Here is a 13,161-nt window from a genome sequence, read left to right on the forward strand (position 1 = left end):
TGTGCTTCCGGAGGGCAGTCGGTAATCTGACGGCTGACCAGCCCGCGGAAGGGACACCGTTGCGGAAGCGCATCATCGCCTCGCTCCTCGTGGCGCTCGTCATGATCGGTGCCTGGGGGGTGCCGGCCGGCGCGGCGCCGGGCGACCCGACCGCCGCACCCGATGAGGGCACCGCCAACATGACCCTCGGTGAGCTGCTGGACAAGGCCAACGGCGACTTCCTGGACGCCCAGGGCATCCTCGAGGTCTCCAAGAAACGCCAGGCGGAGCTCACCGCGCAGGTCGACTCGATGCAGCGCGAGCTCGACGTGATCCTCGGCGAGGTCAACGTCATCGCGGGCGCCGCCTACCGCACCGGCGGGGTGCGCACCGCCGCCGCGCTGCTGCAGAGCGACTCCACCGAGTCGTTCATGGAGCGCACGATGATGGTCAACACGATCGCCCGCTACAACGACCGCCAGATCGGGCGGCTCACGAAGCTGCAGAAGGATCTCGGCGAGGCGAAGAAGGCCGTCGACGCGGAGGTCGCGCAGCAGCAGGCGCAGACCGACGTCATGGCGAAGAAGAAGAAGGACGCCGAGACCGCCCTGGTGAAGATGGGCGGCCGGGCCAACGGCTACGTCAACGCCAACTCACCGCTGGCCACCCCGGCCCCACGCAACGCCAACGGCTCGTGGCCGAAAGAGAACTGCATCATCGACGACCCGACCACGACCGGCTGCATCACCCCGCGCACCCTGCACGCGGCGAAGGAGGCCCAGAAGGCCGGCTTCACCCGCTACTACTCGTGCTACCGGCCCTCCGGCCCGTATGAGCATCCGAAGGGCCGGGCGTGCGACTTCGCCGCCGCGGCCAACGGCTTCGGCGGCGTGGCGACCGGCGGGGACAAGACCTACGGCGGCAACCTGGCCGCGTTCTTCGTCCGCAACGCGAGCGCGCTCGGCGTGCTCTACGTCATCTGGTTCCGGCAGGTGTGGACCCCGGCGGCCGGCTGGCACTCCTACAGCGGCGGCAACGGCGACCCGTCCAGCGACCACACCAACCACGTCCATCTCTCCCTGTACTAGACCCGGTGGCGCCAGCCGAAGGGGTCCTCGGCGGTGCCGCGCTGGATGCCGAGGAGCGCGTCGCGGATCCGGGCGGTGACCGGGCCCTCGACCGCGCCGGCGATGGTGAACTCGTCGCCGGCGGTGCGCGCGGTGCCGATCGAGCTGATGACGACGCCGGTGCCGCTGGCGAAGGTCTCCTTGAGCGCGCCCGAGCGGGCGTCGTCGCGCCACTCCTGCAGCGTGTAGGGGCGCTCGGTCACCGTGAGCCCCTGGTGCCCGGCCAGGCGCAGCACCGAGTCACGCGTGACACCGGGCAGGATCGTGCCGCCCAGCGGCGGGGTGACGAGCTCGCCGTCGTAGACGAAGAAGAGGTTGTTGCTGCCGGACTCCTCGATGTAGCGGCGCTCCACGGAGTCCAGGAACACGACCTGGTCGCAGCCGGCCTCGTGGGCCTGCTCCTGGGCGCGGAGGCTGGCGGCGTAGTTGGCGGCGGTCTTGACCGCTCCGGTGCCGCCGGGCGCGGCCCGTGAATACTCCTGCGAGACCCACATCGTGACGGGCTTGGCACCGCCGGCGAAGTAGGAACCGGCCGGCGAGGCGATGACGGCGAACAGGTACTCCGAGGACGGCCGCACGCCGAGGAACGGGTCCGTGGCGATCATGAACGGGCGCAGGTAGAGGCTCTGCCCGTCGTGGGCGGGCACCCAGTCCCGGTCGGCGTCGACCAGCAGCTCGACGGCACGCAGGAACAGCTCCTCGGGCAGCCGCGGCATGGCGAGGCGCTCGGCGGTCACGTTGAGCCGGCGGGCGTTCGCCTCGGGGCGGAACAGCGCGACCCCGCCGTCGGGCTGCGCGTAGGCCTTGAGCCCTTCGAAGATCTCCTGCCCGTAGTGCAGGGCGGCGGTCGCCGGCGAGAGCGAGAGCGGGCCGAACGGCTCCAGCCGCGCGTCATACCAGCCTTTGCCGTCGGCATATCTGATGGTGACCATGTGGTCGGTGAAGACGCGACCGAAGCCGGGGTCGCTCAACAGGGCCGCGCGCTCGGCCGCGGGGCGGCGCGACGCGGAAACGGTTGCGAAATCAAGCATTCCGCGACTGTATGCGCTGACTGAACGATCCCTAAGGTCCTTCCCGAGAACTGGTCAGTAGCTTCAGAAGATGCCGGCCGGCGGCGCCGGGGACTCGGTGGCGATCGCGTCGGTGACGACCCGGGCGCCGGCGACCAGGCGGTCGAGGTCCGCGCCGTGCACGAGCCGGGCCGGGAACGGGTCCGCGGCGCCGGTCCGGGCGAACCCGGCGACCGGCAGCGGCGCCGCCGACGCGGCCAGGATGACGTTGCCGAACCGCCGGCCGCGCAGGACGGACGGCTCGGCGAGCAGGCACACGTCGGCGTAGAGCTGCCGCAGCGTCGCGACCTGACCGCGGGCGAAGGCCAGCCCGGTGCCGTCGGCGAGGTTGGCGGTGTAGACGCCGCCGGGGCGCAGCAGCGCCGCCGCCGCGGTCAGGAACTCCAGCGACGCCAGGTGCGCCGGGACGCGGGCGCCGCGGTACACATCGGCGATGACCAGGTCGAAACGGCCGCCGGACATCGATTCCACGGCGGCCCGGGCGTCCATCGCGCGGACCCGGATGTCGGCACCCCGCGGCAGCGGCAGCACCCGTCGCACGAGGGCGATCAGCGCGGCGTCCAGCTCGACCACCCGCTGCGACGAGCCGGGCCGGGTCGCGGCGACGTAGCGGGCCATCGTCAGCGCGCCGCCGCCGAGGTGCAGCACCGACAGCGGGGCGCCGGCCGGCGCGACCCCGTCGACGATCGAGGCCAGGCGGCGCATGTACTCGAAGTCGAGCCGCCGGGGATCGTCCAGGTCGACGGCGGATTGCGGGTAGCCGTCCACCAGCAGCGTCCACCGCCCGGGCCGGCCGTCGTCGGAGTGCAGCTCGGCGACCCCGCCGTCGATCTGCTCGACAATGCCGCCCGCCCGCTTCTGTCGACCCATGTGCCCACCGTAGTGACCCGGTGCGTGAAGAATTTTTGTCATCGGGTGTTGTTCAATGTCGCCTTTAGGACGAACATTTCCCCGTTGGTGCCCGAACGATCCCCTCACGCGGAGGCGCGATGCAAGTACCCGCCGCATTCGAATATGCAAAGGCCACGTCGGTGACCCAGACGCTGGACCTGCTGGCCCAGTGGGGCGAGGACGCCCGCGTCATCGCCGGCGGTCACAGCCTGATCCCGATGATGAAGCTGCGGCTGGCCCGGCCCACGGCGCTGATCGACATCAACGACGTCGACGAGCTGTCCTACATCAAGGTCGAGGGTGGTGAGCTGCGGATCGGGGCGCTGACCCGGCACGCCGAGCTGCTCGAGTCGGCCCTCGTCGAGGAGCACTACCGCATCTTCCGGGACGCGGAGCGGGTGATCGCCGACCCGATCGTGCGCAACCGGGGCACCGTCGGCGGCTCGCTGTGCCAGGCGGACCCGGCCGAGGACCTCTCCGCCGCGTTCGCCGCGGTCGGCGCCTCGGTGGTCATCCAGGGTGCGCGGGGGTCGCGCACCGTGCCACTGACCGAGTTCCACGTCGGCCCCTACGAGACGGTCGTCGAGGCCGGCGAGCTGCTGACCGAGGTGCGCGTGCCGATCCGCCCGGGTGGCGGGTCCGCATACGTGAAGGTGGAGCGGCGCGTCGGTGACTGGGCGGTCGCCGCGGCCGGCGCCGCGCTGTGGACCTCCTCCGAGGGCACCGTGAGCAACGTCGGCATCGGCCTGGCCGCCGTGGGCGCCGAGCACTTCCGCGCCGCCGAGGCCGAGGTGTACCTGGTCGGGAAGCCGGCCACGGAGGAGAGCTTCGCCGAGGCGGGACGCATCGCCGCGCAGCACAGCAACCCGGTCGCCGACCAGCGCGGACCGGTCGACTACAAGCGGCACCTCGCCGGTGAGCTGACCGTGCGCGCACTGCGCGCCGCGGCCGCCCGCGCGCGGGGTCAGGAGGCCTGACGATGCAGATCACCGTGACGGTGAACGGCGAGAGCCACACCCGCGACGTGGAGCCCCGGCTGCTGCTGGTCCACTTCCTTCGCAACGACCTCGGCCTCACCGGGACGCACTGGGGCTGCGACACGTCCAACTGCGGCGTGTGCACCGTGACCCTGGACGGCGTGCCGGTCAAGTCCTGCACCGTCCTGGCCGTGATGGCCGACGGCAAGCAGGTCGGCACCGTCGAGGGCATGGAGCGCGCCGACGGGCTCGATCCGGTGCAGCAGGGCTTCGTGCAGTGCCATGGGCTGCAGTGCGGCTTCTGCACCCCGGGCATGATGCTCACCGCCCGCTGCCTGCTCGACAAGAACCCCGACCCGTCGGAGCAGGAGATCCGCGAGGCGATCTCCGGCCAGATCTGCCGGTGCACGGGTTACGAGAACATCGTGCGCTCGGTCCGCTGGGCCGCCGAGCACGAGGCCGCAGCGAAAGCCGAGGTGACGTCATGACGGTGACCGAGAACCCCACCCCGATGGGCTTCGGCCGCATGCACCGCAAGGAAGACGCGCGGTTCGTGCGGGGCAAGGGCAACTACGTCGACGACGTCAACCTGCCGGGCATGCTGCACGGGTCGTTCCTGCGCAGCCCGTATGCCCACGCGAAGATCGTCTCGATCGACACCAGCGCGGCGGAGGCGCTGCCGGGCGTCAAGGCCGTCATCACCGGCGCCGTCCTGGAGACGCTGAGCCTGGCCTGGATGCCGACCCTGTCCTACGACACCCAGGCGGTGCTCGCGACCGACAAGGTCCGCTTCCAGAACCAGGAGGTCGCGTTCGTCGTCGCGGACAACCACTACATCGCGCGCGACGCCCTGGAGCTCATCGAGGTCGAGTACGAGCCGCTGCCGGTCGTCGCCGACGCCAAGCAGGCCCTCGCTCCCGGCGCCCCGGTCATCCGGGACGACAAGGAGGGCAAGACCGACAACCACATCTTCGACTGGTCCGCCGGTGACAAGGAGAAGACCGACGCGGTCTTCGCGTCGTCGGACGTGGTCGTCGCGGAGGACATCCTGTACCCCCGGGTGCACCCGTCCCCGTTGGAGACGTGCGGCGCGGTCGCCGACTTCGACAAGGTCACCGGCAAGCTGACGATCTACTCGACCACCCAGGCGCCGCACGCGCACCGGACGGTCTACGCCCTCGTCGCGGGCCTGCCGGAGCACAAGATCCGGGTCATCTCCCCCGACATCGGCGGCGGTTTCGGCGGCAAGGTCGGCATCTACCCCGGCTACGTCCTGGCGATCGTCGGCTCCATCGTCACCGGCAAGCCGGTGAAGTGGATGGAGGACCGCAACGAGCACCTGACGGCCACCGCGTTCGCCCGCGACTACCACATGCGCGGCGAGATCGCGGCGACCAAGGACGGCAAGATCCGGGCGCTGCGGGTCGACGTGCTCGCCGACCACGGCGCGTTCAACGGCACCGCCCAGCCGACGAAGTTCCCGGCCGGCTTCTTCCACATCTTCACCGGGTCCTACGACCTGGAGGCGGCGTCCTGCAACGTCAAGGGCGTCTACACCAACAAGGCACCCGGCGGCGTCGCGTACGCCTGCTCGTTCCGGATCACCGAGGCCGCGTACCTGGTCGAGCGCATGATCGACGTGCTCGCCTTCGAGCTGAAGATGGACCCGGCCGAGCTGCGGATGAAGAACCTGCTCCAGCCGGCGCAGTTCCCGTACACCACGCCGACCGGCTGGGAGTACGACTCGGGCGACTACCCGAAGGCGCTGCGCCTGGCCATGGACATGGTCGGATACGAGAAGCTGCGGGTCGAGCAGGCCGAGAAGCTCCAGCGCGGCGAGTACATGGGCATCGGCATCAGCTTCTTCACCGAGGGTGTCGGCGCCGGCCCGCGCAAGCACATGGACATCCTCGGCCTGGGCATGGCCGACGGCGCCGAGCTGCGGGTCCACCCGACCGGCAAGGCGGTGCTGCGGCTGTCGGTGCAGACCCAGGGTCAGGGCCACGAGACGACCTTCGCGCAGATCGTCGCGGAGGAGCTCGGCATCTCCCCCGACGACATCGACGTCGTGCACGGCGACACGGACCAGACCCCGTTCGGCCTCGGCACCTACGGCTCCCGGTCCACCCCGGTGTCGGGTGCCGCGACCGCGATCGTGGCCCGCAAGGTCCGCGACCGGGCGCGGATCGTGGCATCGGCGATGCTCGAGGTGTCCCCGGACGACCTGGAGTGGGAGAAGGGGAAGTTCTTCGTCAAGGGCGACCCCGACCAGGCCAAGACGATCCAGGAGATCGCCATGGCCGCGCACTCCAGCCTCGAACTGCCCGAGGGCGTCGAGGGCCACCTGGACGCGACGACGGTCTACAACCCGCCGAACCTGACCTACCCGTTCGGCGCGTACATCTGCGTCGTCGACGTCGACCCGGCCACCGGGCAGGTCAAGGTCCGCCGGTTCATCGCGGTCGACGACTGCGGCGTGCGGATCAACCCGATGATCGTCGAGGGCCAGGTGCACGGCGGTCTCGCCGACGGCATCGGCATGGCGCTCATGCAGCTCATGGCGTTCGACGAGGACGGCAACCACCTCGGTGCGTCGCTCATGGACTACCTGCTGCCCACCTCCCTCGAGTGCCCCTCGTGGGAGCTCGGCGAGACGGTGACGCCGTCGCCGCACCACCCGATCGGCGCCAAGGGCGTCGGCGAGTCCGCGACCGTCGGTTCGCCGGCCGCCGTGGTCAACGCGGTCCTCGACGCGCTGAAGCCCTTCGGGGTCCGGCACGCCGACATGCCGCTCACCCCGTCCAACGTGTGGCGCGCCGCTCAGGGCCGCCCGATCCGCACAGATTTGGCCATTCAGTAATGGATCTCCTCCATCGCGCCGACCGGTTGCGCGCGGACCGCACCCCGTTCGTCCTGGCCACCGTGGTCCGCGCCGAGCGCCCGACCAGCGCCAAGACCGGCGACCGCGCCCTCGTGCTGCCGGACGGCACGATGGAGGGGTTCGTCGGCGGCACCTGCGCCGAGTCCACCGTCCGTCTCCAGGGGCTCCGGCTGCTGGAGACGGGCGAGTCGACGCTGCTGCGGATCACGCCCAGCGACTCCCCATCCGGCGCTGACGGCGAGCGGGAGGGCCTGCTGACGGTCACGAATCCGTGTCTGTCGGGGGGCACCCTGGAAATCTTCCTGGAGACGATGATCCCGGCGCCGCTGGTGTACGTGCATGGTGAAGCTCCCGTTGCCCGCGCGATGGTCGACGTGGCGCGCTCGATCGGCTGGGAAGGGGTCCGCGGGCCCGCTTCCGCGCTTCCGCTGGATGCCTCGGCGGTCGTCGTCGCCTCGCACGGGCGGGATGAGGTCGAGGTGCTGACCGCCGCCGTTCGCGCTGATGTGCCGTACATCGCGCTCGTCGCCAGCCGGAAGCGCGCTGCCGCGGTCCTGGACGAGCTGCAGCTGACCGCTCTGGAGAAGGCGCGCATCCACGCGCCCGCCGGCCTGGACATCGGCGCCCGGACGGCACCGGAGATCGCGCTGTCGATCCTGGCCGAGGTCATCTCCAGCCGGCCGCGGCAGACCGCACCTCCCCCTGGCCGCATCGAGCTCCCGCTGCTCGTTGTGTCCCAGGTGGCAATCGCCAAGGACCTGGTGTGCGCCATGGACGTGGCGATCTCCCCGGACGCGCTGCAGTACGAGCACGAGGGCACCATGTACTACTTCTGCGGCTCCGGCTGCCGGCGGGCGTTCATCGACAACCCGGCCCGGTACCTGTGACGGCGTCGGTCGAGGAGCTGGTCGACGGGCTGGCCGCGCAGGGGTACCTCGCCGACCAGAGCCTCGCCACGGCACTGTTCCTGTCGGTGCGGCTCGGCCAGCCGACCCTGCTCGAAGGGGAGCCCGGGGTCGGCAAGACCGCCGCCGCGGGTGCCCTCGCCGCGTTCCTGGACACGCCGCTGATCCGGTTGCAGTGCTACGAGGGGCTCAGCGCCGCCGAGGCCCTCTACGAGTGGAACTACCCCCGCCAGCTGCTCGGGATCCGGCTCGCCGAGGCCCGTGGCGAGGTGCCCCGCGAGGCGGACCTGTTCGCCCCCGAGTACCTGCTGCGCCGGCCGCTGCTCGCCGCGATCGAACATCCCGGGCCGCGCCCGGCGGTGCTGCTCATCGACGAGGTCGACCGGGCCGACGACGAGTTCGAGGCGTTCCTGTTCGAGCTCCTGGCGGAAGGGTCGGTGACCATCCCCGAACTGGGGACGCGGACCGCCGTCGTGCCGCCCGTCGTCGTGCTCACCAGCAACCGGACCCGGGACCTGCACGACGCGCTGCTGCGGCGCTGCCTGTACCACTGGATCGGCTATCCCGACGCGCACCGGGTCGCGGCGATCATCAGGCAGCGGGTGCCGGGCGCCGACGAGCTCCTCGCCGCCCAGGTCGCCGGCGCGGTCTCGCGGCTGCGCGGCCTCGACCTGACCAAGCCGCCCGGTGTCGCCGAGGCGATCAGCTGGGCCAACGCGCTGCGCCTGCTGGGCCTGCCCCTCGACGAGAAGTCCGCCGGCGCGACCCTCGGCGCGGTCCTGAAGTATCGCGAGGACGAGGAGCTGGCCCGCAGGACGGGACTGGCGGACCTTGTCGAGAGGTGACCTGGCCGGGCTCGTCGCCGCGTTCGGGGCGGCGCTGCACGACGCGGGGCTGCCCGTCGGGCCGGACCGCAGCGAACGCTTCGCCCGGGCCGTCACGCTGCTGGCCCCGACCACGACCGCTGAGCTGCACCGCTGCGCGCGGGCGACCCTGACCTGCCATCCGGAGCAGTTCGAGATCCTCGACCGGGTCTTCGACGCGGTCTTCCGCGGCTACGCCGACGACCCGGCCGACTTCCGCGGCGACCCCAACGCCGTCGGCACGTCCACGACCAGTGCTTCCTCCGGGAGCACCCCGTCGGCCGGGCCGCCGCCGGCCGGCACGGCATCCACCGGCCGGGAGATCGAGATCCCGGTCGCGACCGTCGGCAGCGCGACCGAACGCCTCGCGTCGCGGGACTTCGCCACGCTGACCCCGTCGGAGCTCTCCGAGCTGGCGGACCTGATGCGCCGGCTCGCCGTGGCGACCCCGCCACGCCGGACCCGCCGCATGGCCGCCCGGGCGCACGGCAATGCCGTCGACCTGCGGGCCACGCTCCGGCGGGCCCGGCGCACCGGCGGGCATCCGGTGCGGCTGATGCGCCGCGAACCGCGCGTGCGCCCCCGGCGGCTCGTCGCGCTCTGCGACATCTCCGGCTCGATGGAGCCCTACGCCAGGGCGATGCTGCAGCTGCTGTACTGCGCGGCCGGCACCTCGCGCGCCGAGGTGTTCACCTTCGCCACCCGGCTGACCCGCCTGACGAAGATCCTCGCCCGCACCCGACCGGCCGTCGCCCTCCACCGCGCCGGGCAGGCCGCCCCCGACTGGTCCGGCGGCACCCGCATCGGCGCCGCGCTGAAGGCCTTCAACGACACCTTCGGCCGGCGCGGGATGGCCCGCGGCGCGGTCGTGCTCATCGTCTCCGACGGCTGGGAGACCGGCGACCCGGCGCAGGTCGGCGTCGAGATGGCCCGGCTGTCCCGGCTCGCCCACCGCATCGTCTGGGTCAACCCCAGAACCCAGAGCCCCCGCTACCGGCCGCTCGTCGGTGGCATGGCCGCCGCGTGGCCCTACTGCGACGCGGTGGTCAGCGCACACTCCCTCAACGCTCTCGACCCCCTCCTGGCCGCATTAGAAGGACGTGCCCGTCATGCTGCTCACCAATGAGTTCGTCGTCCACCGCCCCCTCGAAGAGACCTGGACCGTCCTGACCGACCTGGAGCGGATCGCGCCGTGCATGCCCGGCGCCCAGCTCACCTCGGTGCAGGGCGACGAATACCACGGCAAGGTCAAGGTCAAGGTCGGCCCGATGACCGCCCAGTTCTCCGGTGTGGCCACGTTCAAGGAGCGCGACGAGGCGGCTCACCGCGCCGTCATCGACGCCCGCGGCCGCGACGCGACCGGCAAGGGACGCGCGTCGGCCCTCGTCACGGCGGTGCTGGTGGCCGAGGGCGATGCGACGAAGGTGACCGTCGAGACGGACCTGACGATCGCGGGCCCGCTCGCGCAGATGGGCCGCAGCACGATCGGCGACATCAGCACCCGGCTGCTCGGCCAGTTCGTCACCAACCTGGAGGCGCAACTGGCCGCGGCGCCCCCCTCGGTCGAGTCGCCCCCTTCGGCCGAGCCGGCCCCTTCGGTCGAGCCGGCCCCCTCGGTCGAGCCGGCCTCCTCGGTCGAGAAGGTCGAAGAGGTCGAGGCGATCCTGCCGACGGCTTCCGTTCCCGACGCGAACGGGGTGACGACCGCGCCCGCCCAGCACGCCGTCCGGGTCATCGAGGGGCCGGAGGCCGAGCCCGTCAACCTGCTCGAGACCGCCGGTACCACCAACATCATCAAGATCGCGGTCCCGATCGTCGTCCTCGTCGCGGCGATCGTCGCCGTGGTCATCTGGCTGACCTGAACCCAGACAAGGCGAAGGGCACCGGCCGGGTCGCGGTCGGTGCCCTTCTGTTTCCTCACCCCATCCGTGCGGCCCCGAAGATCAGCCGCAAGTGAAGACTGCCGGGGCCGCGTTCGGCCCCCATGCCACCTTGCCGATCAGCAGGATCGTCGTCGACTCGCCCGGCTTCAGCCTGGTCTGCCACGGCTTGACCTGCACCGAGGCGCCGGTCTGCGTGGCGGTGCCGTTGACCGCCAGCTCGACCTTCTGCGTGCCGGTGTAGGCGAAGCGCAGCGACCAGTTGTCCAGCGCCTGCTTCGAGGTGTTGCGGACCGTCGCCGAGGCGATGTAGACACCGCCCAGGTCCAGGACCTTGGTGTAGGACACGGTGCACGGCGACTTCGGCACCGCGCCGCCCTCGCCCTGGTCCGCGAGGAACGACGACACCCACGACAGCGCCGAGTTCCAGTTGATGGTGATCTCGTTCGTCGACCACGACTCGATCTCGTCCAGGTAGCAGAACTGCGGCTTGCAGCCCGGCAGGATCTTCGAAGCGACCGGGTCCTGGATCGAGGAGTTCGGGCCGCCCGACAGCGAGCCGGCCGGCGGGTTGGGCAGCGCCGGGTTGAGCTGGTGGGCGTACATCCGCGAGTGCTGGTTGTGCGACGCCCGCTCGCCGTAGCCGGTCACGTAGGACTGGTTGAGTGCGTTGCGGCCCAGGATGTAGTCGATGCCCGTGACGACGCCGTCGCGGAACGCGGTGTCGCCGCTGATGTCGTACGCGGTGGCGATCACCGCCAGGTTGTTGACGACGAGGCCGTTGGAGCCCCAGTCGAACTTCCCGTTGGTCGGGTTGTAGGCGATGTTGTAGGCGTTGCCGCGCAGCGTCGACAGGTAGCCGCGGGCACCGTCCACAACGGACTGCCGCACCCGGTTGCGGTCGGGCAGCGCATTGGGGACGGTCGCCAGGTCGAGCCGGCCGGCCGTCGCGGTGAACTTCCAGTCGAAGCCCTCCGGGCGGAACACGTCGGCGGTGTGCCACGGCGACGCGACGACCGCGTCCTGGTAGGCCTTCTCACCGGTGCTGATGAACAGCTCCGCCGCGGCCCAGTAGAACTCGTCGGTCACGTTGTCGTCGTCGTACGCGCCGCCGCCGGTGCCGTCCGTGACCAGCGCGTAGCGGGCCGGGTTGGCCAGCGCCGCAGCGTAGGCCGTCTTCGCGGCGGCGAGCAGCTTCGCCGCGAACGCCTTGTCGTAGGGCTGGAAGAGCCGGGCGCCCTGCGCGGCGGTGGCGGCGAGGTTCAGCGTCGCGGCCGTCGACGGTGCGTGCAGCTCGCGCGGCTGCGGGTCGGCGGCCGGGTCGAGCGGCAGGCCGGTCCAGGCCGCGTCGTGGACCTTGTGGTGGACCATGCCCGCGAGGGGCTTGCCGGCCGGCACCTGCATGCGCAGCATGAACTCCAGCTCCCAGCGGGCCTCGTCGAGGACGTCGGGCACCTGGTTGCCGTGCTCCGGAATCCGCAGCGAGCCGTCGCCGAGCTTGTCCGCGCGGGCCCCGGCGGCGACCTTGGTCCGCTCGAACGTGCTCAGCAGCTGATACACGGAGATGCCGCCGTTGACGACGTACTTGCCGTGGTCGCCGGCGTCGTACCAGCCGCCGCGCACGTCCAGGCGGTAGTCGCACACGCCGGGCTGGCACGGCACGTCGGTGTCGCCCTGGTTGGGCGCGACGCCGAGGTGACCGGCGGCGCGGGCGTAGCCGGGGGCGATGCTGTCGAGGATCTCGATGCCGCTGCGCTGGGTGTAGTACCACGACAGCGAGTCGGTGCGGAGCTTCTCGTAGGCGGCGTTGACGCCGATGTCGAACGGCACGCTGGTCTCACCGTCGGCGGTCAGCGTGTAGCCGGTCCCTTTGACGAGGTACGAGCTGAAGTCCGCCGTCTGCACGTGCTGACCGGAGGTCGGGTCGACGCCGGATGGGCCCGGGGATGGAGCAGTCGTGCCGGTGGCGACGACCGTGCCGGCGGCGTTGCGCAGCTGCCACGGCAGGGCCGTGGTCGCCTCGGTCACGACGGTGGCGGCCTTCGGGCCGTTGGCGAGGTAGCCGACCTGGTTGACCCGCACCCGCGGGCCGGTGTCCGGGACGTACACGGGCGGCGGTGCACCTCCCTGCAGCGAGATGTCGTCGAGGCACAGCGTCCAGGCCGCGGCGCTCCCGCCGACCTGGAACGCGACCTGACCCGCGTCGGTGTCGGCGGCCGCGGTGAAGGTGTAGCTGTAGGTCTGCGGCGTCGCGGTGAGGGCCGGCGCCGCGGAGAGCTCCTGGGTATAGGGCGGCGCCGCGAGCTGGACGTTGGCGCGGACCGTCACCGGGGTGCTGGCGCTGGCCTTGAACGCCAGCCGGTAGGACTCGCCGGCCTGCAGTTTGACCGCGTTCTGGCCGATGATCGCGTCCCACGGGTTGGCGGTCCCGGCGGGGATGGTCGCGCACAGCTGCCCGTCCACGACGGCGGCCGGCGCGTTGCCGGTCCACCACCACGGGTCGGTGCCGCTGTCGAAGGTGCCGTTGACGAGCTGTTCAGCCGGGTCGGCGAAGGCGGCGGAGGCGGTCATCGGCACGACCAGCACCG

Annotated in this window: 11 protein-coding genes; 8 read left to right on the forward strand and 3 right to left on the reverse strand. The window is 71.5% G+C overall.

Annotated elements, in window-relative coordinates:
- Window positions 1-59 precede the first annotated feature (59 nt).
- The gene (locus tag Dsi01nite_RS27270; RefSeq protein WP_373318843.1) at window positions 60-1,067 is read left to right on the forward strand and encodes a coiled-coil domain-containing protein; all 1,008 of its coding nucleotides are present in this window, start codon (window positions 60-62) and stop codon (window positions 1,065-1,067) included.
- Here the strand turns inward: Dsi01nite_RS27270 and Dsi01nite_RS27275 are convergent.
- A complete protein-coding gene (locus tag Dsi01nite_RS27275) occupies window positions 1,064-2,137 on the reverse strand; it encodes a branched-chain amino acid aminotransferase (protein ID WP_203849126.1) in 1,074 nt (357 codons plus the stop codon). The genes Dsi01nite_RS27270 and Dsi01nite_RS27275 overlap by 4 nt on opposite strands.
- 63 nt (window positions 2,138-2,200) lie before the next feature.
- A complete protein-coding gene (locus tag Dsi01nite_RS27280; protein WP_203849127.1) occupies window positions 2,201-3,046 on the reverse strand; it encodes a spermidine synthase in 846 nt (281 codons plus the stop codon).
- 119 nt (window positions 3,047-3,165) lie between these two features.
- On the opposite strand from Dsi01nite_RS27280, the gene Dsi01nite_RS27285 reads away from it, so the two are divergent.
- Genes Dsi01nite_RS27285 through Dsi01nite_RS27315 form a run of 7 tightly spaced genes read left to right on the forward strand, consistent with a single transcriptional unit; the run spans window position 3,166 to window position 10,555 of the window.
- A complete protein-coding gene (locus Dsi01nite_RS27285) occupies window positions 3,166-4,044 on the forward strand; it encodes an FAD binding domain-containing protein (protein ID WP_203849128.1) in 879 nt (292 codons plus the stop codon).
- A gap of 2 nt (window positions 4,045-4,046) precedes the next feature.
- Window positions 4,047-4,532 (forward strand): (2Fe-2S)-binding protein, encoded by a 486-nt coding sequence (locus tag Dsi01nite_RS27290; protein ID WP_203849129.1) that lies wholly within the window; start codon window positions 4,047-4,049, stop codon window positions 4,530-4,532.
- Window positions 4,529-6,904 carry an aerobic carbon-monoxide dehydrogenase large subunit gene (locus tag Dsi01nite_RS27295; protein WP_203849130.1) on the forward strand — a complete coding sequence of 792 codons (2,376 nt, stop codon included), beginning with the start codon at window positions 4,529-4,531 and terminating at the stop codon, window positions 6,902-6,904. The genes Dsi01nite_RS27290 and Dsi01nite_RS27295 overlap by 4 nt, the downstream gene beginning before the upstream one ends.
- Entirely contained in the window at window positions 6,904-7,812 is a 909-nt protein-coding gene (locus Dsi01nite_RS27300) for an XdhC family protein (protein ID WP_203849131.1), read from the forward strand. Before Dsi01nite_RS27295 ends, Dsi01nite_RS27300 begins: the two co-directional genes overlap by 1 nt.
- On the forward strand, window positions 7,809-8,675 hold the full coding sequence (locus tag Dsi01nite_RS27305) for an AAA family ATPase (RefSeq protein WP_203849132.1): 867 nt from the start codon (window positions 7,809-7,811) through the stop codon (window positions 8,673-8,675). The genes Dsi01nite_RS27300 and Dsi01nite_RS27305 overlap by 4 nt, the downstream gene beginning before the upstream one ends.
- Window positions 8,662-9,819, forward strand: coding sequence for a vWA domain-containing protein (locus Dsi01nite_RS27310; RefSeq protein ID WP_203849133.1), 1,158 nt, complete (start codon window positions 8,662-8,664; stop codon window positions 9,817-9,819). The genes Dsi01nite_RS27305 and Dsi01nite_RS27310 overlap by 14 nt, the downstream gene beginning before the upstream one ends.
- Complete coding sequence (locus Dsi01nite_RS27315; protein WP_203849134.1) at window positions 9,803-10,555, forward strand: SRPBCC family protein; 753 nt, start codon at window positions 9,803-9,805, stop codon at window positions 10,553-10,555. The genes Dsi01nite_RS27310 and Dsi01nite_RS27315 overlap by 17 nt, the downstream gene beginning before the upstream one ends.
- 81 nt (window positions 10,556-10,636) lie before the next feature.
- Here Dsi01nite_RS27315 and Dsi01nite_RS27320 read toward each other — a convergent pair whose 3' ends face one another.
- A complete protein-coding gene (locus Dsi01nite_RS27320) occupies window positions 10,637-13,144 on the reverse strand; it encodes a glycoside hydrolase family 9 protein (protein WP_203849314.1) in 2,508 nt (835 codons plus the stop codon).
- Window positions 13,145-13,161 lie beyond the last annotated feature (17 nt).

The organism is Dactylosporangium siamense (genome assembly GCF_016862795.1).
Taxonomy (GTDB): Bacteria; Actinomycetota; Actinomycetes; order Mycobacteriales; family Micromonosporaceae; genus Dactylosporangium; species Dactylosporangium siamense.

Bases quoted from the DNA above. Each gene is read 5' to 3' on its own strand.
- Dsi01nite_RS27290 (WP_203849129.1), top strand. From the start codon at position 4,047: ATGCAGATCACCGTGACGGTGAACGGCGAGAGCCACACCCGCGACGTG.
- Dsi01nite_RS27285 (WP_203849128.1), top strand. From the start codon at position 3,166: ATGCAAGTACCCGCCGCATTCGAATATGCAAAGGCCACGTCGGTGACC.
- Dsi01nite_RS27320 (WP_203849314.1), bottom strand. From the start codon at position 13,144: ATGACCGCCTCCGCCGCCTTCGCCGACCCGGCTGAACAGCTCGTCAAC.
- Dsi01nite_RS27295 (WP_203849130.1), top strand. From the start codon at position 4,529: ATGACGGTGACCGAGAACCCCACCCCGATGGGCTTCGGCCGCATGCAC.
- Dsi01nite_RS27315 (WP_203849134.1), top strand. From the start codon at position 9,803: ATGCTGCTCACCAATGAGTTCGTCGTCCACCGCCCCCTCGAAGAGACC.
- Dsi01nite_RS27275 (WP_203849126.1), bottom strand. From the start codon at position 2,137: ATGCTTGATTTCGCAACCGTTTCCGCGTCGCGCCGCCCCGCGGCCGAG.
- Dsi01nite_RS27300 (WP_203849131.1), top strand. From the start codon at position 6,904: ATGGATCTCCTCCATCGCGCCGACCGGTTGCGCGCGGACCGCACCCCG.
- Dsi01nite_RS27280 (WP_203849127.1), bottom strand. From the start codon at position 3,046: ATGGGTCGACAGAAGCGGGCGGGCGGCATTGTCGAGCAGATCGACGGC.